The sequence below is a fragment of the Streptococcus sp. SG2 genome, assembly GCF_030439925.1.
Taxonomy (GTDB): domain Bacteria; phylum Bacillota; class Bacilli; order Lactobacillales; family Streptococcaceae; genus Streptococcus; species Streptococcus gordonii.
Genome location: NZ_JAQFJD010000004.1, coordinates 139,351 through 162,925 on the forward strand (window position 1 = coordinate 139,351; position 23,575 = coordinate 162,925).

The window sequence follows — 23,575 nt, forward strand, 5'->3', positions numbered from 1 at the left end:
TTTGAGTTGTTAGCTGATAATAGTAATCGAGTCAGTAAGTAAAAACGAGATGACTGATTACTAGAAGAACTAGATCACACAGCTTTCACATTGGTTGGCACCGACTTCGCCACCATCATCAGTGAAGGTACGGACGTAGTAGATGGACTTGATACCCTTGTTGAAGGCGTAGTTACGCAGGATAGACAAGTCGCGGGTAGTTTGCTTGCTTTCTTTTTTCCACTCGTAGAGGCCTTTAGGAATATCGCTGCGCATAAAGAGAGTAAGGGAAAGACCTTGGTCCACGTGCTCAGTTGCCGCTGCATAGACATCGATAACCTTGCGCATGTCCATGTCGTAGGCGCTAGTATAGTATGGGATGGTCTCAGTTGATAGACCAGCAGCAGGATAGTAGATCTTACCGATTTTCTTTTCCTGACGTTCTTCGATCCGTTGAGTAATTGGGTGGATTGAGGCAGAAACGTCATTGATGTAGCTGATAGATCCATTTGGTGCAACGGCTAGGCGGTTCTGGTGGTAGAGACCATCAGCCTTGACCTTATCTCGTAACTCTGCCCAATCCTCTGCAGATGGAATAAAGATTCCTGCGAAAAGTTCCTTCACACGTTCAGACTTAGGTACAAATTCACCCGTTAGGTATTTGTCAAAGTAAGTTCCGTTAGCATAGTCAGATTTTTCAAAGTTGTGGAAAGTCACGCCACGCTCGCGAGCGATATTGTTAGACTCAACCAAGGTCCAGTAGTTCATGAGCATGAAGTAGATGCTGGTGAACTCTACAGCTTCCGCTGATCCGTAATCGATCAACTGCTGAGCTAAATAACTGTGTAGCCCCATAGCACCTAAACCAAAAGTATGGGCTAGGCTATTTCCGTGATCAATAGAAGGCACAGCTGTAATGTGTGAACTATCAGTAACGAAAGTAAGAGCGCGTGTCATAGTTCGGATAGACTTTCCAAAGTCAGGAGAAGTCATCATGTTGACAACGTTGGTAGAACCTAAGTTACATGATACATCTGTTCCCAGGTGAAGATACTCTTGGGCGTCATTCAAAAGACTAGGTTCTTGCACTTGCAGGATTTCAGAGCAAAGGTTACTCATGATGATTTTACCGTCAATTGGATTTGAACGGTTGGCTGTATCGATATTTACGACATAAGGATAGCCAGATTCTTGTTGGAGTTTAGAAATTTCTGTTTCCAAATCACGAGCCTTGATCTTGGTTTTAGTGATATTTGGATTAGCGACCAACTCATCATATTTTTCAGTGATGTCAAGGTAGGCAAATGGCACACCATATTCGCGTTCAACAGAATATGGGCTGAAGAGGTACATTTCTTCATTCTTACGTGCCAATTCGTAGAATTTATCTGGAATGACAACACCGAGTGAGAGGGTTTTAACCCGAACTTTTTCGTCAGCATTTTCTTTCTTAGTTGAAAGGAAAGCGATGATATCTGGGTGGAAGACGTTGAGGTAAACAACTCCAGCTCCCTGGCGTTGTCCCAGCTGGTTAGAGTAGGAGAAGCTGTCTTCAAAGAGTTTCATAACAGGCACAACGCCAGATGCAGCTCCTTCATAACCCTTAATAGGTGCTCCAGCTTCCCGTAGATTGCTGAGGGAAATACCGACTCCGCCTCCGATACGAGATAGTTGAAGGGCAGAGTTGATAGAGCGACCGATTGAGTTCATATCATCTGTTACTTGGATGAGGAAGCAAGATACCAATTCACCGCGACGAGCTCGACCTGCATTAAGGAAGCTTGGTGTAGCTGGTTGGTAGCGTTGGTGGATGATTTCATTGGCAATATCCTTAGCAATCGCTTCATCTCCATTGGCAAAGTAGAGGGCGTTAAAGAGAACACGCTCTTCCATGCCTTCTAAATAGTACTCGCCATCATTGGTCTTTAGTGCATATTGATTATAGAACTTGTAGGCTGCCATGAAAGATTTAAACTTGAAATCTTGCGCATGGATAAAAGCAGCCAGCTCTTCGATGTACTCAGGAGAATAAAGCTGGATAAATTCTTTTTCTAGATAGTTTTCTTCTATTAAATATTTAATTTTTTCTGTAATTGAAGAAAATTGTTTAGTATTCGGCTCAACGTTTTCTTTAAAGAAAGCTTCTAAGGCTTCTTGGTCTTTATGAAGCATGATTTGACCGTTGACAGGACGGTTAATCTCATTGTTAAGACGGAAGTATGTAACGTCTTCTAAGTGTTTTAAACCCATAATCGTTTCCTTTATAATTCTTTTCTACAAAAGAAAGTGCTCCTATATACTATAGAAGCTCCCCTTCTTTTTTGTCTTGCTATTCTTATGACAGTTGTTTTAATTTATTTGGTTGGAAACCAGAGAAAGCATCAGTTGCTGTTTGAATAACTGGAGCAGCATTGAAGCCTAGGCTTTTGACGTGCTCGATATATTCTGGCTGTTCGTCAAGATTAATTTCTCTATATTCCACATGATTTGTATCCAAGAATCGTTTGGTCATTTTGCATTGAACACAATTATTTTTTGAGTAAATCGTTACCATAAAAGGAACTCCTGTTTATTAAAATTTAATTCTTTCTTAGTATATCTCAAAGAAAAAATCTTGTCAATGGATTAGACTAAATATTGTGTTATGTTTTATTATAACACAGTATAGAATACAAGATATGGTGTTTTGCAGTGACGGTGAAAAGAGAAGAAGCATCTTAAAGATTGATAAATCAAGGTTTTCACCTAGGTAACAAAATTCTTTTCTAATTTTTTTGAAAATAGAGTTAACAATTCTCAAATAAAAAGTTATCTGGAGGCATAGCTAGATAGAACTTATAAAATAAGGTGTCTGATAAGATTTTAGATTGAAAAATGCTGTTGAAATTTGAAAAAACTGATACTGATTCTTGAAAAAGATTTCAAAAAATGATATAATCAGAAATTGTAAGGGTTATCAAAATATCCTAAAAAAGAATTATTTAAAGGAGAGTCTAATTATGGCTTCTAAAGATTTCCACATTGTGGCAGAAACAGGTATTCACGCTCGTCCAGCAACTTTGTTGGTTCAAACTGCAAGTAAATTTGCTTCAGATATCACTCTTGAATACAAAGGTAAATCAGTAAACTTGAAATCAATCATGGGCGTAATGAGCCTTGGTGTTGGTCAAGGTGCAGACGTAGTTATCTCTGCTGAAGGTGCAGATGCTGACGACGCACTTGCAGCTATTGCAGAAACAATGGAAAAAGAAGGATTGGCATAATATGACAGAAATGCTTAAAGGAATTGCGGCATCTGATGGTGTTGCTGTTGCTAAGGCATATCTATTAGTCCAACCGGATTTGTCATTTGAGACTGTTTCAGTCGAAGATACGAATGCAGAAGAGGCTCGTTTGGATGCAGCTCTTGAAGCTTCACAGAACGAGCTTTCTGTTATCCGCGAGAAGGCAGTAGGTAGCCTTGGTGAAGAAGCAGCCCAAGTATTTGATGCTCACTTAATGGTGCTCTCTGACCCTGAAATGGTTGGTCAGATTAAAGAAACAATCCGTACGAAAAAAGTGAACGCTGAAGCGGGTCTTAAAGAAGTAACGGATATGTTTATCACAATTTTTGAAGGTATGGAAGACAATCCGTATATGCAGGAACGTGCAGCGGATATCCGTGACGTTACAAAACGTGTTCTTGCAAACCTTTTGGGTAAAAAATTGCCAAACCCAGCTTCTATTAATGAGGAAGTGGTTGTCATTGCACATGACTTGACTCCATCTGATACAGCACAGCTTGATAAAAACTTTGTTAAGGCTTTTGTAACAAATATCGGTGGACGGACTAGTCACTCAGCAATCATGGCTCGTACGCTTGAAATTGCAGCTGTTCTCGGTACTAATAATATTACAGAATTGGTAAAAGATGGGGACATCATTGCAGCGAATGGTATCACTGGTGAAGTGATTATCAACCCAACTGAAGAGCAAATCTCAGATTTCAAAGCAGCTGGTGAAGCTTATGCTAAACAAAAGGCTGAATGGGAATTGCTTAAGGATGCCGAAACTGTAACTGCAGATGGCAAACACTTCGAGTTGGCGGCTAACATTGGTACGCCAAAGGACGTTGAAGGTGTAAATGCAAATGGTGCAGAAGCTGTCGGTCTTTACCGTACTGAGTTCCTCTACATGGATTCTCAAGATTTCCCAACAGAAGACGAGCAGTATGAAGCATACAAAGCTGTTCTTGAAGGAATGAACGGAAAACCAGTGGTTGTTCGTACGATGGATATTGGTGGAGATAAGGAACTTCCTTACTTCGATATGCCACATGAAATGAACCCATTCCTTGGCTTCCGTGCTTTGCGTATCTCTATCTCTGAAACTGGTAATGCAATGTTCCGTACACAAATTCGCGCTCTCTTGCGTGCGTCTGTACATGGACAGTTGCGTATCATGTTCCCAATGGTAGCTCTTCTGACAGAATTCCGTAAAGCTAAAGCGGTTTACGAAGAAGAAAAGGCTAAGTTGCAGGCTGAAGGTGTTGCTGTAGCAGACAATATCCAAGTGGGGATCATGATTGAAATCCCAGCAGCAGCTATGCTAGCGGATCAATTTGCTAAGGAAGTTGACTTCTTCTCTATCGGTACCAATGACTTGATTCAATACACCATGGCAGCGGACCGAATGAATGAACAAGTTTCTTACCTCTACCAACCTTATAACCCATCTATCCTTCGCTTGATCAATAATGTTATCAAGGCAGCTCATGCTGAAGGCAAGTGGGCAGGTATGTGTGGAGAAATGGCTGGTGACCAAACTGCAGTACCATTGCTTGTTGGTATGGGCTTGGATGAGTTCTCTATGAGTGCGACATCTGTTCTTCGGACTCGTAGCCTCATGAAGAAGCTAGATACTAAGAAGATGGAAGAACTGGCTCAACGTGCATTGACAGAATGTGCAACGTTGGAAGAAGTCTTGAAACTTGAAAAAGAATATCTGGACTTTGATTAATTAATTTTATAGAGCGGGAAACCGCTCTTTTTTAGAACCATTTTCAAAATGGTTCTTTCTTTAAATTTCGTTCGTCAAAACATCAACTTATATATGGATGAAAATGAATCAACAGGAAATTGGCATATAAGAAAACGGAGAGAGGGCAATCGTTCGGTTTTTGGAAAAAATTGCCAAAATTTATGAAATTTACTTGAAAAAATGTCGAAATTAAGATAAAATAGAAACATAGAAAACGCTTACAAAGAGGTGATTGCATGGACAAAAACGAAGCATTAAGAACCTTTACAACTGGTGAAAACTTTCATTTGCAACACTATCTAGGAGCACATCAGGAAGAAGTAGATGGTAAGGTCGGCTACTCTTTCCGTGTTTGGGCTCCCAATGCTCAGAGTGTTCATTTGATTGGTGATTTCACTAATTGGTATGAAAATCAAATTCCTATGGCACGTAATGAAGCAGGGGTCTGGGAAGTATTTACAGACCTACCAAAGGAAGGAGATATTTACAAGTACAATGTCAAACGTAGCAGTGGTCAAGAAATTTTGAAAATTGATCCACTGGCTATCTATTTGGAAGAGCGTCCTGGAACTGGAGCAGTTATCCGTACTATTCCTGAAAAGAAATGGAAAGATGGTCTCTGGCTAGCCCGTCGGAAGCGCTGGGGCTTCTTCTCACGACCTGTCAATATCTATGAAGTGCATGCTGGCTCATGGAAACGCAATGAAGATGGCAGTCCTTATAGCTTTTCTCAGTTAAAAGAAGACTTGATTCCTTATCTAGTGGAGATGAACTACACACATGTGGAATTTATGCCACTTATGGCTCACCCACTGGGACTTAGCTGGGGTTATCAGCTTATGGGCTACTTCGCCTTTGAGCATACCTATGGTACACCTGAGGAATTCCAAGATTTCGTCGAAGAGTGTCACTTGAACAATATCGGGGTCATTGTGGACTGGGTGCCAGGTCACTTCACTATTAATGATGATGCTTTAGCCTACTATGATGGGACACCGACTTTCGAGTATCAGGACCACGATCGGGCTCATAACTATGGTTGGGGTGCTCTCAACTTTGATTTGGGCAAGAATCAGGTTCAGTCTTTCTTGATTTCCAGCATTAAATTCTGGATTGATTTCTATCATCTGGACGGTATTCGGGTTGATGCTGTCAGCAATATGCTCTATCTGGACTATGATAGCGGACCTTGGCAACCAAACAAAGATGGAGGCAATCGCAATTATGAAGGGTATTACTTCCTGCAACGCCTCAATACGGTTATCAAGCTAGCTCATCCAGATGTCATGATGATTGCAGAGGAAAGTTCCTCAGGGACCAAGATTACTGGTATGAGAGAGCTGGGTGGCCTAGGTTTTGACTACAAGTGGAATATGGGCTGGATGAATGATATCCTTCGTTTCTACGAAGAAGATCCGATTTATCGTAAGTACGATTTTAATCTGGTAACCTTTAGCTTTATGTACGTATTCTCTGAAAACTTCCTACTGCCGTTCTCACATGATGAAGTGGTTCACGGCAAGAAGAGTCTCATGCACAAGATGTGGGGCGACCGTTATAATCAATTTGCAGGGCTCCGCAATTTGCTGACCTACCAAATCTGCCATCCGGGCAAGAAATTGCTCTTTATGGGATCAGAATTTGGTCAGTTCTTAGAATGGAAGTCAGAAGAGCAGCTAGAATGGTCTAATCTGGACGATCAAATGAACAAGAAGATGCAGGGCTTTACTGCTGCACTCAATGCCTTCTATAAAGACAATCGTCCGCTTTGGGAAATTGATCTGAGTTATGATGGTATCGAAATCATTGATGCAGATAATGTTGATCAAAGTGTCCTCTCCTTTATTCGTAAGACTGAAAAAGGAGATATGTTAGTTTGTGTATTCAATATGGCGCCGGTAGAGCGGAAGAACTTTACCATTGGTGTTCCAGTGGAAGCCATTTATGAAGAAGTATGGAACACTGAATTAGAAGAATGGGGAGGTGTTTGGAAGGAACATAACGAAACAGTTCAGTCTCAAGAAGGACTTTGGAAGGATTATCCTCAGACCTTGACCTTCACACTGCCAGCTCTTGGAGCCAGCATCTGGAAGATCAAGCGTCGTATTAAATCAAAGTCGACTAAAAATAAAAAATAGGGTTATCCCATTTGTTGTAATTGAACTTGTATTAAAATATCGGAGAAAAATACGCAATTTGCGAAATGAAATGAGCCATAAGTTCGGATGCTGTAAGGTATAAGTCTTCCTTGGAGTACCGTTCCGTCAACACATTTCCTGTTTTTGATGTTTAATGCACTCGAACCTTAGCAAGGAGTAGTCTATGAAGAATGAAATGCTAGCTTTGATTCTTGCCGGTGGGCAAGGAACACGTCTTGGAAAGCTTACACAGAGTATTGCAAAACCTGCAGTACAGTTTGGTGGACGATATCGTATTATTGACTTTGCCCTGTCTAACTGTGCTAATTCCGGCATTCACAATGTCGGTGTCATTACTCAATACCAGCCTCTGGCTTTGAATAGCCATATTGGAAATGGGTCCAGCTGGGGATTAGACGGCATTAATACAGGGGTGTCCATTCTTCAGCCTTATTCTGCTAGTGAAGGAAATCGCTGGTTTGAAGGAACTAGTCATGCAATATTCCAAAATATTGATTACATTGACAGCATCAATCCAGAATATGTCTTGATCTTATCTGGAGACCATATTTACAAGATGGATTATGATGATATGCTCCAGTCTCACAAGGACAATAATGCCAGCTTGACAGTAGCTGTACTGGATGTGCCTCTCAAAGAAGCCAGCCGTTTTGGTATCATGAATACAGATGCTAATAATCGGATTGTTGAATTTGAGGAAAAACCAGAAAATCCTAAGTCAACTAAGGCTTCTATGGGGATTTATATCTTTGATTGGCAACGCCTGCGCAATATGCTGGTGGCAGCTGAAAAGAGCAATGTAGATATGTCCGATTTCGGTAAAAATGTTATCCCTAACTACTTAGAATCTGGCGAAAGTGTTTATGCTTATGATTTTGAAGGCTATTGGAAAGACGTTGGTACGGTTGAGTCTCTCTGGGAGGCTAATATGGAATATATCAATCCAGAAAATGCTTTGGATAGCCGTAACCGTCGCTGGAAGATTTATTCTCGTAACTTGATTTCTCCGCCAAACTTCCTCAGTGAAAATGCCAAAGTAGAAGATTCTCTGGTTGTTGATGGTTGCTTTGTCGATGGGACTGTTAAACACTCCATTCTTTCTACTGGGGCTCAGGTTAGAAAGGATGCCGTTATTGAGGACTCTGTCATCATGAGCGGGGCTATTATTGGTCAGGGTGCTAAGATTAAACGGGCTATTATCGGAGAAGGCGCCATCATTGCTGAAGGTGTAGAAATAGATGGCACAGAGGAAGTATTTGTTGTTGGATACAACGAGAAAGTGGGGGTACCAAAAGATGAAGATTGATAAATATTCAGCGATTTTAGGAAATACAGTCGGTTTCCACGACATGTCTACTTTGACAGATCATCGTCCAGTTGCCAGCCTTCCGTTTGGTGGGAAATATCGCTTGATCGACTTCCCGCTTTCAAGTCTGGCTAACGCAGGAATTCGTAGTGTCTTTGGTATCTTCCAACAGGACAACATTAGCTCAGTATTTGACCATATCCGTTCAGGTCGTGAATGGGGACTATCTACTCTCCTCAGTCACTACTATTTGGGGATCTACAATACTCGTGTAGAAAGCTCTACAGTCGGTGAGGAATACTATGATCAGCTCTTGACTTATCTCAAACGTTCTGGTTCTAACCAAACGGTTGCTCTCAACTGTGACATTTTAATCAATATAGATCTCAATCAGGTTTTCCACCTACACAATACAACGCAGCAACCGATCACAGTTGTTTATAAGAAACTGCATAAAGAAAATATTTCTGAAGTAAACTCTGTTTTAAATATTGATGAAACGGACCACGTCAGAGGTCATAAGCTCTTTGATGAGCGGGAAGATGCAGAACTCTTCAATATGTCTACGGATATCTTTGTTGTGGATACTCCATGGTTAATTGAAAAGTTGGAGGAAGAGGCTAATAAAGAATACCCTCAAAAGCTTCGCTATGTCCTACGTGATTTAGCGGTTGAAGAAGGTGCTTTTGCCTATGAATATACTGGCTATTTGGCCAATATCCACTCTGTAGCAACATACTATCAGGCTAACATTGATATGTTAGAAAGCAAAAAATTCTATTCACTCTTTAGCCCAAATCAAAAAATATATACCAAGGTTAAGAATGAGGAACCTACCTATTATTCTCCTTCTTCAAAAGTGTCTCGCGCCCAATTTGCATCTGGAAGTATTGTAGAGGGTGAAGTTGCTAATTCAGTGATCTCACGTAACACTAATATCAAAGCTGGTAGCCAAGTGAAAAATAGTATTCTATTTCCTCGAGCTAAAATTGGGGAAAATGCAACAGTTGAATATGCCATCCTTGACAAAGGCGTTGAGGTTGCAGAAGGCGTCGTAATACGTGGAACAGAAGATAATCCAATTGTTGTTAAAAAAGGTCAAAAAGTAACAGAGGACATGATTCAATGAAGATTTTATTTGTAGCAGCAGAAGGAGCACCATTTTCGAAGACAGGTGGTTTGGGGGACGTTATCGGCGCTCTCCCAAAATCACTTGTTAAACATGGTCACCAAGTTGGTGTTATTCTTCCTTATTATGATATGACGGATGCTAAATTCGGCGATCAAGTAGAGGATCTCTTCTACTTTGAGGTCAGCGTTGGATGGCGACGTCAGTATGTTGGGGTTAAGCGCCTGGTTTTGAACGGTGTGTCCTTCTATTTCATTGATAATCAGCATTATTTCTTCCGAAGTCATGTTTATGGAGACTTTGATGATGGGGAACGTTTTGCCTATTTCCAACTAGCAGCAGTTGAGTTGATGGAGCGGATTGATTTCATTCCAGATATCCTCCATGTACATGACTATCATACTGCGATGATTCCTTTCTTGGTTAAGGAAAAATATCGCTGGATTCAAGCTTATAACAATATCAAGACAGTTCTAACCATCCACAACTTGGAGTTTCAAGGACAATTCTCTGATAGTATGTTGTGGGAATTATTTGGAGTAGGCTATGAGCGCTATGCTGATGGGACTCTTCGCTGGAATGACTGTCTCAACTGGATGAAGGCTGGTATTCTCTACGCAGACAGAGTGACGACTGTATCTCCAAGCTATGCTGGTGAAATTCGGACTCTAGAATTTGGTTGCAATTTGGATCAGATTCTGCGGATGGAATCTGGTAAGCTAGTGGGTATTGTTAATGGTATTGATACAGAGATTTACAATCCTGAAACAGATCCATTGCTAGCCCATCACTTTGATAAATCTGATTTATCTGGTAAACTAGAAAATAAGCGAGCTTTACAGGAACGCGTAGGCTTGCCTGTTAGAGATGATGTTCCACTTGTTGGGATTGTATCGCGTCTGACTCGGCAGAAAGGTTTTGACTTAGTGGTTGAAGAGTTGCATAATTTTCTTCAGCAAGATGTACAAATCGTCCTTTTGGGGACAGGTGATCCAGCTTTTGAACAAGCCTTTGCTTGGTTTGGTCAAGCTTATCCAGACAAGCTTTCGGCTAACATTCTCTTTGATGTGGGATTAGCCCAAGAGATTTATGCTGCCAGTGATATTTTCCTGATGCCTAGTCGCTTCGAACCTTGTGGTCTATCTCAAATGATGGCTATGCGTTATGGAACCTTGCCTTTGGTACATGAAGTTGGCGGTCTGCGCGATACAGTAGAACCTTATAATGTTTATACAGGTCAAGGAACTGGATTTAGCTTTAATAATTTTTCTGGTTATTGGTTGAGCTGGACTTTTAAAGAAGCTCTTAACCTCTATACCCACGATAAGGAGGCATGGAAATCCATGCAAGAACAGGCCATGGAAAGAGATTTTTCTTGGGACACGGCTAGTTTGGCATATAGTGATTTGTACCAATCACTTCTATAACATTTACTTTGGAATCAGTATAAGCAAATCCTCTCTTGACCATGGGACAAGGGAGGATTTCCGTGAGAATTACATTTTTATATATTATCATGCTGTTTTGGAGCTCTGTTTTTAGCCTGTAGCTGAAGCGAGTGTTTCCCATCTTGATTGAAAAAAGTATTTCTATATTAAAAAACTGTTTCCCGCTATCAAGAAAGGGAGATAATCGTCCACTATGGAACTGACAAAAGAGCAATTTATCCGAGATTTTAAGGATATTTTGCATGAAAGACAACTAATAAAAGTAGCTGATGCAACGCCGAGAGAACTCTTCCAAGCTCTGGCTAATACTGTTCGTAAGTATATTACTCCGCTATGGTTGGAACGCCGTAAGAAGTTGGTAGAACACCGCCAAAAAACAGCTTATTACTTCTCTATTGAGTTTTTACCGGGTCGTATGTTAGAAACTAACCTACTCAATCTTGGGATCCTTGATACTGTCAAAGATGCTTTTGCAGAAATGGGAGTAGATTTTACAGCTGTAAAAAATGCTGAGCATGACATGGCCTTAGGAAATGGTGGTCTCGGTCGTTTGGCTGCTGCCTTTATGGATTCTCTTGCTACAACGGGCTATCCTGGTTTTGGAAATGGGATTCGCTATCGCTATGGCCTCTTCAAACAACGGATTGTAGATGGATACCAGGTTGAAATTCCCGATGACTGGTTTGGAAGACTGGGGAATGTCTGGGAGACTCGAAAGGATCATGATATTGTAGACGTTAAAATTTTCGGTAATGTTTATCTCCGAGCTAACGAAGAAGGAAGAATTGTACCGGTTTATGAGAATTCTAAAACCTTGCGTGCGGTGCCTTATGATGTACCTCAGATTGGTTTTGGCAATGATAATGTCAATAATCTGCGGCTTTGGGATGTTGAGATTCCAGAAGAATATGAGCTAGATTATCCGACGATCGAAGCTCGTCGCCGTGTACAGGACATTACAGCTATTCTCTATCCAGATGATTCTAGTCATGAAGGTAAAGAACTACGTTTGATTCAGGAATACTTTATGACCAGTGCAGGTTTGCAGACTATTATCACTTCTTATTTGAAGCAAGGCCTACCTTTAAAAGATATTCATGAGAAGGTTTCTGTCCATATCAACGATACCCATCCAGCTGTTGCACCGGCTGAATTTATGCGTCTTTTGATGGATGAATATAGCCTTGAATGGGCAGATGCTTGGAATGCAACTGTTAAGACCATGAGTTATACCAACCACACTATCTTATCTGAAGCTTTGGAAAAATGGGATGCTGAGCTCTTTAAGAATGTCCTGCCTCGGGTCTATCAAATTATCTTGGAAATCGATAACCGTTATGTGACGGAAATGGCTAGTCGGGGAATTGCTCCGCAAGTCATCGAAAATACTCGGATCGTCAAAGACAATCAAATCCACATGGCCCATCTGGCTATCATTGGTGGCCATTCGGTAAACGGGGTTGCTAAGCTTCACACAGAACTGCTCAAAGAAGATACCCTACGTGACTTTTATGCTATCTATCCAGAGAAATTTAATAATAAAACCAATGGAATTATCCAACGTCGCTGGTTGCAGATTGCGGATGAGCCTTTATCAGCTGAGATTGATAGGCTGATTGGGAAAGGTTGGAGAAGTGATATCCATGAGCTGCGTAAGCTTTTGGAATTCAAGGATGACAAGCAAGTGCTGGGCGATTTCTATCGGGTTAAGCAAGAAGCTAAGGCTCGTCTGGCTAACTTCATCAAGGAATCAACAGGGGTAGAAGTTTCTACAGAAGCTATCTTTGATGTCCAGGTAAAACGCCTCCACGCCTACAAGCGTCAGCTACTCAACCTGCTTCATATCATCAAGCTCTACTGGGACCTTAAGGACAATCCTGATAAGGATATGGTGCCACGTGTCTTTATTTTCGGCGCCAAGGCTGCTCCGGGCTACCACTTTGCCAAGTCTGTTATCAAACTGATCAATGAAATGGCCAATCTGGTCAACAAGGATGAAAGCCTGCAAGGCAAACTCAAGGTTGTTTTTCTGGAAAACTACCGAGTCAGCCTAGCTGAGCTCATCATTCCAGCAGCAGATGTATCTGAGCAGATTTCTCTGGCTTCCAAGGAAGCTTCTGGTACTTCCAATATGAAGTTCATGATGACAGGTGCCATTACCCTAGCTACACTGGACGGAGCTAATATCGAAATCAAGGACGAGGTCGGTGATGACAACATTGTCATCTTCGGAATGGACAAGGACCAAGTTTACGAGCACTATGCTCGCCACGATTACTACTCACGCGGTGTCTATGAGAGCAATCCAGACATTCGTCGAGTGGTCGACACCTTTGTCAACGGAACCATTCCAAACGTTCGTGAAGAAGGCTCTGAAATCTACGAAGCCCTCATCACCCACAATGACGAATACTTCCTCTTGGAAGATTTCCATTCCTATGTAGAAGCTCAAGAGAAGATTGATGCTCTCTATCGTGACAAAGAAAAATGGGCACGCATGAGTTTGATTAACATTGCTACATCTGACAAGTTTACCTCAGATGATACCATTGAGCAATATGCTAAGGAAATCTGGAACTTAGAGAAGTAGTATTCTTTGACAATTATGAATATTAAGAGGTTGAGACTTTGTGCTTAGTCTCTTTTGGTATTCAACTGGGATCGCATTTTAAACTGCCAAAATTAAAACCGAAATTAGAAAGAACATATGAGCTTAACTTATTTGAAAAACGGTGGTAGGGTTTGAAAGACTATACGACTTTTTATCGACACTTAACGGCTCCCTTTCGTAGTCGACCTCAGTGGGTGAAGGGATTTGCTTATTTTAATCGGGCGATGATAATTTTCATGCCCCTAGTCTATGGACTAGTCCTGCTTAGTGCCTATATAAATAAAGGGTGGAAAGGATTGCTTGCTTTTTGGCTCCTACCAGCTATTGGATTTGCTCTGTTGTCAGCTATTCGCAAACGGCTGAATCAAGCACGCCCTTACGAAAAATGGGCTATTCAGCCTTTGCTGGCTAAGGATACATTAGGCAAGTCCATGCCCAGCCGTCATGTTTTCTCATCAGCCTTGATTTCTATGTGTCTGTTCCACTTTTTTTGGCTACCGGGGCTTATCTGTCTCTTGCTTTCAGCAGGGCTTGCCATAGTGCGCGTGATTGGCGGGGTACACTATCCAAAGGATGTGCTGGTCGGATATCTTTGTGGAATTTTATGGGGGAGTATTCTTTTCTTATTATAAAATGTCTAAGGAGCTTTCACTTTTTCTACCGCTAATTTAACTAAAGAAACTTGGTAGAGGTTGTGGATTTGTTATTATTGAATTAAAAAAGAAGAACATTTTTAGCACTTTTGTCCTATTTAAAAGCCATCTTTCAGGAAAAAAAGAGAAAGAAATAGCGAAATATAGCGGTTTTTATTTACTATATTTAATGAAGAAAAGGGTAATAAATTAAAATCGCTTACAATGTATAAAAACATTTGACAAAACAGTTTTTTAGGACTAAACTAAGGAAGTAATTTTAAAAACACAAAAGGAGAATTCATCATGAATTTAACATATTTAGGACTTTGTTTGGCCTGCTTTGGCGTATCGCTTGCTGAAGGTATGATTATGAGTAATCTATTTAAGGCAGCGTCTCGTCAGCCAGAAATTATCGGTCAATTGAGAAGTCTCCTGATCTTGGGAGTAGCCTTTGTTGAAGGTACTTTCTTTGTAACGTTGGCTATGTCCTTTGTTATCAAATAAGAAAGTATTCTCTTTAGAAAAGGGGGTGTCATCTGTTGGAAGAAAGTATTAATCCAACTATCAATGTGGGTCCTGTGACCTTTGATTTGACCCTGCTGGCCATGACTCTGCTAACGGTGTTTGTAACTTTTGGACTCGTTTATTGGGCAAGTCGAAAAATGACGATTAAACCGTCAAGAAAGCAGAATGCTCTGGAATACATCTATGATTTCGTTATAGATTTTACCAAGGGAAATGTTGGTGAGCATTATATGAAGAATTATTCGCTCTTTCTATTTTCCCTCTTTCTTTTCGTAACGGTGGCTAATAACTTGGGATTAATGGCCAAGGTTCAGACAACCAATGGTTTCAATCTCTGGACATCGCCGACCGCCAATCTCGCTTTTGACTTGGGCTTCTCTCTTTTAGTGACGGTATTCTGTCACGTTGAGGGAATCCGTCGTCAAGGAATAAAAGGATATCTAAAAGGTTTTGTGACTCCAGGTATCATGACACCCATGAATATCTTGGAAGAATTTACCAATTTTGCTTCGCTAGCCTTGCGGATTTATGGAAACATTTTTGCAGGTGAAGTATTGGCTGGTTTGCTCTTGACTTGGGCACATCAAGCAGCGTATTGGTATCCAATTGCCTTTATTATGAACATGGTTTGGACTGGTTTTTCAATCTTCATTTCCTGTATCCAAGCCTATGTTTTTACCATGCTAACATCTATGTATCTTGGTAAGAAAATTAATGGTGAGGAAGAATAAAAAGAAAGGATAGATAAAATGAATATAACCGTAGGTGAAATTATTGGCAACTTTATCCTGATTGCCGGCTCCTTTCTTCTTTTAGTATTTCTCATTAAGAAGTTTGCTTGGGGCAATATTATTGGGATTTTAGACCAGCGTGCTCAAAAGATTTCAGACGATATTGATGGAGCAGAATCTGCTCGCAAAAAGGCAGAAGATTTAGCGCAAAAGCGTGAAGAAGCCTTGGCAGGAAGCCGTGAAGAAGCTGCTACTATTGTTGAAACAGCTAAAGAAACAGCTGAGAAAAACAAAGCGAGTATTTTAGCTGACACGACAGAAGAAGTTAGCCGATTGAAGCAAAAGGCAAATCAAGAAATTGCTCAATCAAAAGCAGAAGCTTTAAGATCAATCAAGGGTGATGTGGCAGATTTGTCAATTGATTTGGCTAGTAAGATTATTGGCCAAACCTTAGACAAGGAAGCTCAAAGTCAATTGATTGACAGTTATATCGACAAGCTAGGAGATGCCTAATGGACAAGAGAAGCGATGCGATCATTGAAAAGTATGCTGCTCCATTTGTCCAAATAGTGCTTGAAAAAAATCAGCAAAGAGATGTATTTAGAGAACTAAGTCAGATTAAGGGGATTTTTGAAGAAACCCATCTTGCTGACTTTTTATCGCATATTGGCGTCAGTCAAGCTGAAAAAAGTAAGGTTCTTCGTTTGTTTCAAACATGTGATTCGGTCTTGGTTAACAACCTGATCGAAGTCCTAATTACAAACGGACGGGAAGACTTCTTTTATCCAATCTTACTCGATATCTTGAAGAAAATCGAGAAGGAAACCAATGAGTTCGAGGTAACCATTCACTCAGTAGAGGGATTATCAGAAGAGCAGAAAGCTCGCCTTATTCCTGTGATTGAGAAGAAGATGAACCTCAAGGTTCGTTCCATTAAGGAAAATTTGGATAGGAGCTTGATTGGAGGCTTTGCCATTACAGCCAATCATAAGATAATTGACACAAGCATTAAGCGTCAGTTGAAAGCAGTTAAAGAAAAATTGAAATAGAAAGTGGTGTTCTTTTGGCAATTAACGCACAAGAAATCAGCGCTTTAATTAAGCAACAAATTGAAAATTTCCAGCCGGATTTTGATGTTACTGAGACAGGTGTAGTAACCTATGTCGGTGACGGAATTGCGCGTGCGCATGGGCTGGATAACGCCATGAGTGGAGAGCTCTTAGTCTTTGAAAACGGCTCTTACGGGATGGCGCAAAACTTAGAATCAAACGATGTTGGGATTATTATTTTAGGAGATTTTACTGACATTCGTGAGGGGGATACCATCCGCCGTACAGGTAAGATCATGGAAGTTCCTGTAGGGGAAGCCTTGATTGGACGGGTTGTGGATCCTTTGGGTCGGCCGGTAGATGGTCTGGGCGAGATTGCAACAGATAAAACACGGCCAGTTGAAACGCCTGCTCCAGGTGTTATGCAACGGAAATCAGTTTCTGAACCTTTGCAGACAGGCCTCAAGGCTATTGATGCCTTGGTTCCGATTGGTCGTGGCCAACGGGAATTGATCATCGGGGACCGTCAGACTGGTAAGACAACCATTGCTATCGATGCGATTCTAAACCAAAAAGGCCAAGATATGATCTGTATCTATGTAGCTATTGGTCAGAAAGAATCAACAGTTCGTACACAGGTAGAAACGCTCCGTCAGTATGGTGCACTTGACTATACGATTGTCGTGACAGCATCTGCTTCACAACCTTCTCCATTGCTTTACCTTGCTCCTTACGCTGGTGTAGCAATGGCGGAAGAGTTTATGTATAATGGCAAGCACGTTTTGATTGTCTATGATGATTTGTCAAAACAAGCAGTAGCCTATCGTGAATTGTCTCTCCTTCTTCGTCGTCCACCAGGCCGTGAAGCATTCCCAGGGGATGTCTTCTATCTTCACAGCCGTCTCTTAGAGCGTTCTGCTAAGGTTTCTGACGAATTAGGTGGAGGTTCTATCACAGCTCTGCCATTTATTGAAACACAGGCAGGTGATATCTCAGCCTACATCGCAACCAACGTGATTTCTATCACTGACGGGCAAATTTTCTTGAGTGATGGCCTCTTCAACGGAGGTGTTCGTCCAGCGATTGATGCGGGTTCTTCAGTATCGCGGGTTGGAGGTTCAGCTCAGATCAAGGCTATGAAGAAGGTAGCCGGAACCTTGCGGATTGACTTGGCTTCCTATCGTGAGCTAGAAGCCTTTACCAAATTTGGTAGCGACTTGGATGCTGCGACTCAAGCAAAATTAAACCGTGGTCGTCGAACAGTAGAAGTATTGAAACAGCCAGTTCATAAGCCACTTTCTGTGGAAAAACAAGTAGTTATTCTCTACGCTTTGACCCACGGCTTCTTGGACAGTGTTCCGGTTGATGACATTCTTCGCTTTGAGGAAGAATTATTTGCCTACTTTGATGCACATCAAGAAGGTATTTATGAAACAATCCGGACGACTAAGGATCTTCCGAGTGAGGAAGTTCTGGATGCCGCTATTACTGAGTTTGTCAATCAGTCTAGCTTTAAATAAGAATAGAGGTGTCAGATGGCAGTTTCATTGAACGATATCAAAAATAAAATTGCATCCACAAAAAACACCAGTCAAATCACTAATGCTATGCAAATGGTATCAGCGGCTAAGTTAGGAAAATCCGAGGAAGCAGCTAAGAACTTTCAAATTTATGCTTCCAAGGTTCGGAAACTCTTAACGGATTTGCTTCATGGACATGAGGCAGAAAATGCTAAACACCATCCAATGCTGACAAGTAGACCAGTCAAAAAAACAGGTTACATTGTTATCACATCTGACCGTGGCTTGGTTGGTGGCTACAATGCCACCATTCTCAAAGCCATGATGGAGCTGAAGGCAGAATACCATCCAAAGGGAGATGATTTTGAGATTCTCTGTATTGGAGGTGTTGGTGCGGACTTTTGTCGAGCTAGAGGGGTTCAGCCAGTTTATGAACTGCGTGGTTTACCCGATCAACCAAGCTTTGATGAGGTCCGTAAGATTATTAGCAAGGCCATTGAGATGTATCAAAATGAACTTTTTGATGAGCTTTATGTCTGTTACAACCATCATGTCAATAGTCTGACCAGCCAGATGCGGATTGAGCAAATGCTACCGATTATTGACTTGGATCCAAATGAAGCTGACGAAGATTATACCGTTAATTTGGAATTAGAATCTAGTCGGGAAGCTATTTTGGACCAATTGTTACCTCAGTTTGCTGAGAGCATGATTTATGGGGCTATTATTGATGCTAAGACAGCTGAAAATGCTGCCGGCATGACAGCCATGCAGACAGCGACTGATAATGCTAAAAAAGTCATCAGTGATTTGACGATTCAGTACAACCGCGCTCGGCAGGCTGCCATTACGCAGGAAATTACTGAAATTGTGGCGGGTGCTAGTGCCCTAGAATAGGCCACTGATTAATTAGAAATTAAACGAGGGAAATAACATGAGCTCAGGCAAAATTACTCAGGTAATCGGGCCAGTCGTAGACGTTGCGTTTGCAGCTGGAGATAGGCTACCTGAGATAAATAATGCACTTGTAGTCTATAAAAATGATGAGAAAAAATCAAAAATCGTCCTTGAAGTAGCTCTTGAGCTTGGTGACGGTGTAGTTCGGACTATTGCCATGGAGTCAACAGATGGTTTGACACGTGGTTTGGAGGTTCTTGACACAGGTCGTCCGATTTCTGTACCGGTTGGTAAAGAAACCTTGGGTCGGGTCTTCAATGTTCTTGGAGACACTATTGACTTGGATGCACCGTTTGGGGATGATGCAGAACGTCAACCAATTCATAAGAAAGCACCGACCTTTGATGAGTTATCAACTTCATCTGAAATCCTGGAAACAGGAATCAAGGTTATCGACCTTCTAGCACCTTATCTGAAAGGTGGGAAGGTTGGACTCTTCGGTGGTGCCGGAGTTGGTAAAACCGTCTTGATCCAAGAATTGATTCACAACATTGCCCAAGAACACGGTGGTATCTCAGTATTTACTGGTGTTGGAGAACGGACTCGTGAAGGGAACGACCTTTACTGGGAAATGAAAGAATCTGGCGTTATCGAGAAAACTGCCATGGTCTTTGGTCAGATGAATGAACCACCAGGAGCACGTATGCGTGTTGCCCTAACTGGTTTGACAATTGCTGAATACTTCCGTGATGTAGAAGGCCAAGACGTGCTTCTCTTTATCGATAACATCTTCCGCTTTACTCAAGCTGGTTCTGAAGTATCTGCCCTTTTGGGTCGTATGCCATCTGCCGTTGGTTACCAACCAACACTTGCGACAGAAATGGGGCAACTCCAAGAGCGTATCACATCAACTAAGAAGGGTTCTGTAACCTCTATCCAGGCTATCTATGTGCCAGCGGATGACTATACTGACCCTGCGCCAGCAACAGCCTTCGCTCACTTGGATTCAACGACAAACTTGGAACGTAAGTTGGTACAATTGGGGATTTACCCAGCCGTTGACCCACTCGCTTCAAGCTCTCGTGCCTTGGCACCTGAGATTGTCGGAGAAGAGCACTACGCGGTAGCTGCTGAAGTTAAGCGAGTCTTACAACGCTATCACGAATTGCAAGATATTATTGCTATCCTAGGTATGGATGAATTGTCTGATGAAGAAAAGACTTTGGTTGCACGTGCACGTCGGATCCAATTCTTCCTATCACAAAACTTTAATGTGGCTGAGCAGTTTACAGGTCAACCTGGTTCTTATGTACCAGTTGCTGAAACAGTTCGTGGCTTCAAAGAGATTCTTGAAGGAAAACACGACAAGTTACCAGAAGATGCCTTCCGTGGAGTTGGTTCTATTGAGGATGTTCTGGCTAAAGCAGAAAAAATGGGATTCTAAGAGGTGAATGATGGCTCAAATGACAGTACAAATCGTTACTCCGGACGGTCTCGTTTATGACCACCATGCTGCATTTGTTTCCGTAAAGACCATTGATGGAGAGTTGGGGATTTTACCACGACACATCAATACCATCGCTGTTTTAGAAGTAGATCAGGTCAAGGTACGCCGGGTCGATGATGATAAACATATCGACTGGATAGCAGTCAACGGCGGAATCATTGAAATTGCAGATAATGTCATTACGATTGTGGCGGACTCAGCTGAGCGTGAGCGAGATATTGATATCAGCCGGGCTGAGAGAGCTAAACTCAGGGCTGAGCAAGAAATCGAAGAAGCACACGACAAGCACTTGATTGACCAAGAGCGTCGGGCTAAGATTGCTCTGCAACGGGCGATTAACCGGATTAACGTTGGAAGCAAATAAAAAGGAATCCAAATTTTGGATTCCTTTTTGTGTGGATATTATTTAACGAGCGATTGGTTGTTTGTTTTCGTCTAATGTAAATCCTTCTCCTAAAATCTCGTGAGCCTCTGTAATTGTGATAAAGGCGTGAGGGTCAATTCGATGGATAATTTCTTTCATCTGTTGCATTTCATTTCGAGCTAGGACGCAGTAGATGACTTTGTAGTCTTGCTTTGTGTAGTAACCAGTACCATTTAGCAAGGTCACACCTCGACCCAGTTCTTCAACAACAGCCTGTGCTAATTCTTCAGATTTTCCAGTAACGACTAAGAAACCTTTACCGGCATAACCACCTTCAGCGATAAGGTCTATAACACGGGAAGCAATAAAGACAAATACCAGTGTATAAGTTACAAGACGCAAGTCTTTAAAGACAATCACGACTAAGAAAAGAACAAAGAAGTCAACGGCAAACATGAGTTTTCCGATAGAAATATGGGTGTATTTATTTAAAATACGAGCAATAATATCGGAACCTCCGGTTGTTCCACCGGCGTTGAAAATGATTCCTAGTCCGGCTCCGAGGATGATACCAGCTATCAAAGACACAATGACCAAGTCTCCGTCTAAATCTACTACAAAGGGAATTTTTTCAAAAATGGCCAGCCAAGCTGATACAGAGAATGTTCCTATCAGGCTGTAGAAGAAAGATTGTTTCCCCAGAATCTTCCAAGCAAAGAAGAATAGCGGGAAGTTAATCACAAGGTTCATAACGGAAACCGGAAGTTTAAATAAATAGTAGGTGATGAGGGTAACCCCAGTAACTCCACCTTCAAATAAATGATTGGGAATAGCTAAATAATTGATCCCAAAAGAAAAAAGGCCTGCACCAAATATAATCCAAAGTATGTTTTTTAATCTCAGCATAAGAATCTCCTCCAAAAAATTTCCTTTTTATATTGTATCAAATGTTTCTAACTTATGTAATGAATTTAATGATTTTTTTTGATAAAATAGTAAAAGAATTGTAAAAAAATAGAACGAGTATTGCTTTCTGGCAGTAAGGAGTCTGTAAGTTTCTCATATTTGCATACAAACTAGAGGAAAGACGAACGGGCTGCCAAGTATGTAAGGGCATTATAGGAACATTCCTTGCTCTATAAGCATAGAAAAGGAACATATGAAAAGAGGATTATTAGTTTCGCTAGAAGGACCGGATGGAGCTGGAAAATCTAGCGTTTTAGAAGCTTTGGTGCCGATTTTAGAAGCCCAAGGGCATCAAGTAGTGACGACTAGAGAGCCAGGTGGTGTGCCAATTTCAGAGGCTATTCGAGAAGTGATATTGGATCAGAATAATACAGAAATGGATGGGAAGACGGAGCTATTACTCTACATTGCTAGTCGTAGACAGCATTTGATAGAAAAGGTGCTTCCTGCCTTAGAAGCTGGGAAATTAGTTATCATGGATCGTTTCATTGATAGTTCTGTTGCCTATCAAGGTTTTGGCCGTGGTTTAGATGTAGCTGATATTGAATGGCTCAATCAATATGCTACGGACGGTCTTAAGCCGGATCTAACCTTGTATTTTGATTTAGATGTCGAAGAAGGCCTTGCTCGCATCGCTAAAAATAAGAATCGTGAAGTCAACCGTCTTGACTTAGAGGGACTGGAAATGCATCAACGAGTCCGTCAGGGTTATCTCTATAGCTTGGAAAAGGATCCAGAACGCCTAGTTAAAATTGATGCCAGCCAGGCTTTGGAAGATGTTGTAAAAGATAGCCTAGCTGTCTTAAACCAGCATTTAAATAGTAAATCATGAACATTAATGAATTAAAGGAACTTCAACCTAAAATTGTTGATCGTTTTGAACGAATTCTAGAGCAAGATAAGCTGAACCATGCTTATCTTTTTACAGGAAATTTTGCCAGCTTTGATCTGGCCCAGAAATTAGCTCAGAGCCGTTTCTGTCAGAATAAGATGGGTGTTTGGCCATGTGGTGAATGCCGGTCTTGTCGACTGATTGCAGAGGAAGATTTTTCAGATGTTACAGTAGTTCGCCCACAAAATCAAATCATCAAAACAGAACGTATACGAGAGCTACTCAAGAATTTTTCTCAGAGCGGAGTAGAAGGTAACGAGCAGGTATTTATCATTTGTGAGGCAGAAAAAATGCACCTTAATGCGGCAAATTCTCTCTTAAAAATGATAGAAGAACCTCAAAGTGAGGTATATATTTTCCTTCTGACCAGTGATGAAAATTTAATCTTACCTACGATTAAAAGTCGGACTCAGGTCTTTCATTTCCCAAAAAATGAAGATTATTTGGTAGCGAAATTGGAAGAGTCTGGCTTGCTTAAGGACCAGGCGCAGCTTCTTGCAGCTTATAGCCAGACTTTGGAGGAAGCTCAAAACTTGCAGACTAGCAAATCCTTCTTTGATGTAACACAAGTCTGTCAGCGCTTTGTTGATCTTTGTCTTGCTAAGAATGATTTGGCCTTTTTACAGGTTGCTAGATTAAGCAGTTTGGCTGATGATAAAGAAAAACAGGACCAGATTTTTAGGATTCTAGAGATTTTATTTTCTCAACATATAGAGAAAGAAAGTGGTCGGACTTCTTTAGATAGATTGTTTCAATCTCGAAAAATGTGGCGGGCAAATGTTAGTTTCCAAAATGCTTTGGAATATATGATCATACAGCCAGCAAAGCGTAGCTAAGG

General features: G+C 41.3%; 21 protein-coding genes. 18 read left to right on the top strand and 3 right to left on the bottom strand.

The window, feature by feature from the left end; translation table 11 throughout:
• Positions 1 to 69: 69 nt before the first annotated feature.
• Positions 70 to 2,229 carry a class 1b ribonucleoside-diphosphate reductase subunit alpha gene (nrdE, locus tag PCY09_RS08940; protein WP_061595976.1) on the bottom strand — a complete coding sequence of 720 codons (2,160 nt, stop codon included), beginning with the start codon at positions 2,227 to 2,229 and terminating at the stop codon, positions 70 to 72.
• An 85-nt stretch (positions 2,230 to 2,314) separates the two neighbouring features.
• Positions 2,315 to 2,533 (bottom strand): glutaredoxin-like protein NrdH, encoded by a 219-nt coding sequence (nrdH, locus tag PCY09_RS08945; protein WP_008809491.1) that lies wholly within the window; start codon positions 2,531 to 2,533, stop codon positions 2,315 to 2,317.
• A gap of 445 nt (positions 2,534 to 2,978) precedes the next feature.
• Between nrdH and PCY09_RS08950 the strand changes: the two genes are divergently transcribed.
• The 16 genes from PCY09_RS08950 to PCY09_RS09025 all read left to right on the top strand — a co-directional run bounded on the left by PCY09_RS08950 (position 2,979) and on the right by PCY09_RS09025 (position 20,879).
• Entirely contained in the window at positions 2,979 to 3,242 is a 264-nt protein-coding gene (locus tag PCY09_RS08950) for a phosphocarrier protein HPr (protein ID WP_006596636.1), read from the top strand.
• Position 3,243: 1 nt separating this feature from the next.
• Entirely contained in the window at positions 3,244 to 4,977 is a 1,734-nt protein-coding gene (gene ptsP / locus PCY09_RS08955; protein ID WP_061602163.1) for a phosphoenolpyruvate--protein phosphotransferase, read from the top strand.
• A gap of 257 nt (positions 4,978 to 5,234) precedes the next feature.
• A complete protein-coding gene (glgB, locus tag PCY09_RS08960) occupies positions 5,235 to 7,136 on the top strand; it encodes a 1,4-alpha-glucan branching protein GlgB (RefSeq protein WP_045503874.1) in 1,902 nt (633 codons plus the stop codon).
• 184 nt (positions 7,137 to 7,320) lie between these two features.
• Complete coding sequence (locus PCY09_RS08965) at positions 7,321 to 8,463, top strand: glucose-1-phosphate adenylyltransferase (protein WP_061594345.1); 1,143 nt, start codon at positions 7,321 to 7,323, stop codon at positions 8,461 to 8,463.
• Positions 8,453 to 9,592, top strand: a complete 1,140-nt coding sequence (glgD, locus tag PCY09_RS08970) for a glucose-1-phosphate adenylyltransferase subunit GlgD (protein WP_061594344.1) — start codon at positions 8,453 to 8,455, stop codon at positions 9,590 to 9,592. The genes PCY09_RS08965 and glgD overlap by 11 nt, the downstream gene beginning before the upstream one ends.
• A complete protein-coding gene (gene glgA / locus PCY09_RS08975) occupies positions 9,589 to 11,019 on the top strand; it encodes a glycogen synthase GlgA (RefSeq protein WP_125397233.1) in 1,431 nt (476 codons plus the stop codon). Before glgD ends, glgA begins: the two co-directional genes overlap by 4 nt.
• 214 nt (positions 11,020 to 11,233) lie before the next feature.
• Positions 11,234 to 13,630: a glycogen/starch/alpha-glucan phosphorylase gene (locus tag PCY09_RS08980; protein ID WP_125397232.1), complete on the top strand. Its 2,397-nt coding sequence runs from the start codon at positions 11,234 to 11,236 to the stop codon at positions 13,628 to 13,630.
• A 152-nt stretch (positions 13,631 to 13,782) separates the two neighbouring features.
• The gene (locus PCY09_RS08985; RefSeq protein WP_061594341.1) at positions 13,783 to 14,283 is read left to right on the top strand and encodes a phosphatase PAP2 family protein; all 501 of its coding nucleotides are present in this window, start codon (positions 13,783 to 13,785) and stop codon (positions 14,281 to 14,283) included.
• A gap of 306 nt (positions 14,284 to 14,589) precedes the next feature.
• A complete protein-coding gene (locus tag PCY09_RS08990; protein WP_045503865.1) occupies positions 14,590 to 14,790 on the top strand; it encodes a F0F1 ATP synthase subunit C in 201 nt (66 codons plus the stop codon).
• 35 nt (positions 14,791 to 14,825) lie between these two features.
• The gene (atpB, locus tag PCY09_RS08995; protein ID WP_045503863.1) at positions 14,826 to 15,542 is read left to right on the top strand and encodes a F0F1 ATP synthase subunit A; all 717 of its coding nucleotides are present in this window, start codon (positions 14,826 to 14,828) and stop codon (positions 15,540 to 15,542) included.
• Positions 15,543 to 15,560: 18 nt separating this feature from the next.
• Positions 15,561 to 16,055 (top strand): F0F1 ATP synthase subunit B, encoded by a 495-nt coding sequence (gene atpF, locus PCY09_RS09000; RefSeq protein WP_045503861.1) that lies wholly within the window; start codon positions 15,561 to 15,563, stop codon positions 16,053 to 16,055.
• A complete protein-coding gene (locus PCY09_RS09005) occupies positions 16,055 to 16,591 on the top strand; it encodes a F0F1 ATP synthase subunit delta (RefSeq protein WP_008809480.1) in 537 nt (178 codons plus the stop codon). The genes atpF and PCY09_RS09005 overlap by 1 nt, the downstream gene beginning before the upstream one ends.
• Before the next feature lie 14 nt (positions 16,592 to 16,605).
• Positions 16,606 to 18,111 carry a F0F1 ATP synthase subunit alpha gene (atpA, locus tag PCY09_RS09010; protein WP_125397231.1) on the top strand — a complete coding sequence of 502 codons (1,506 nt, stop codon included), beginning with the start codon at positions 16,606 to 16,608 and terminating at the stop codon, positions 18,109 to 18,111.
• A gap of 15 nt (positions 18,112 to 18,126) precedes the next feature.
• Entirely contained in the window at positions 18,127 to 19,008 is an 882-nt protein-coding gene (locus tag PCY09_RS09015) for a F0F1 ATP synthase subunit gamma (RefSeq protein ID WP_008809478.1), read from the top strand.
• A 37-nt stretch (positions 19,009 to 19,045) separates the two neighbouring features.
• Positions 19,046 to 20,452, top strand: coding sequence for a F0F1 ATP synthase subunit beta (gene atpD / locus PCY09_RS09020; protein WP_012130613.1), 1,407 nt, complete (start codon positions 19,046 to 19,048; stop codon positions 20,450 to 20,452).
• A 7-nt stretch (positions 20,453 to 20,459) separates the two neighbouring features.
• On the top strand, positions 20,460 to 20,879 hold the full coding sequence (locus tag PCY09_RS09025) for a F0F1 ATP synthase subunit epsilon (RefSeq protein WP_111705876.1): 420 nt from the start codon (positions 20,460 to 20,462) through the stop codon (positions 20,877 to 20,879).
• 42 nt (positions 20,880 to 20,921) lie between these two features.
• Here PCY09_RS09025 and PCY09_RS09030 read toward each other — a convergent pair whose 3' ends face one another.
• Complete coding sequence (locus tag PCY09_RS09030; RefSeq protein ID WP_012130611.1) at positions 20,922 to 21,785, bottom strand: YitT family protein; 864 nt, start codon at positions 21,783 to 21,785, stop codon at positions 20,922 to 20,924.
• 253 nt (positions 21,786 to 22,038) lie between these two features.
• On the opposite strand from PCY09_RS09030, the gene tmk reads away from it, so the two are divergent.
• Together tmk and PCY09_RS09040 are read left to right on the top strand one after the other, a co-directional pair.
• Complete coding sequence (tmk, locus tag PCY09_RS09035; protein ID WP_012130610.1) at positions 22,039 to 22,677, top strand: dTMP kinase; 639 nt, start codon at positions 22,039 to 22,041, stop codon at positions 22,675 to 22,677.
• On the top strand, positions 22,674 to 23,573 hold the full coding sequence (locus PCY09_RS09040; RefSeq protein ID WP_061585656.1) for a DNA polymerase III subunit delta': 900 nt from the start codon (positions 22,674 to 22,676) through the stop codon (positions 23,571 to 23,573). Before tmk ends, PCY09_RS09040 begins: the two co-directional genes overlap by 4 nt.
• Positions 23,574 to 23,575 lie beyond the last annotated feature (2 nt).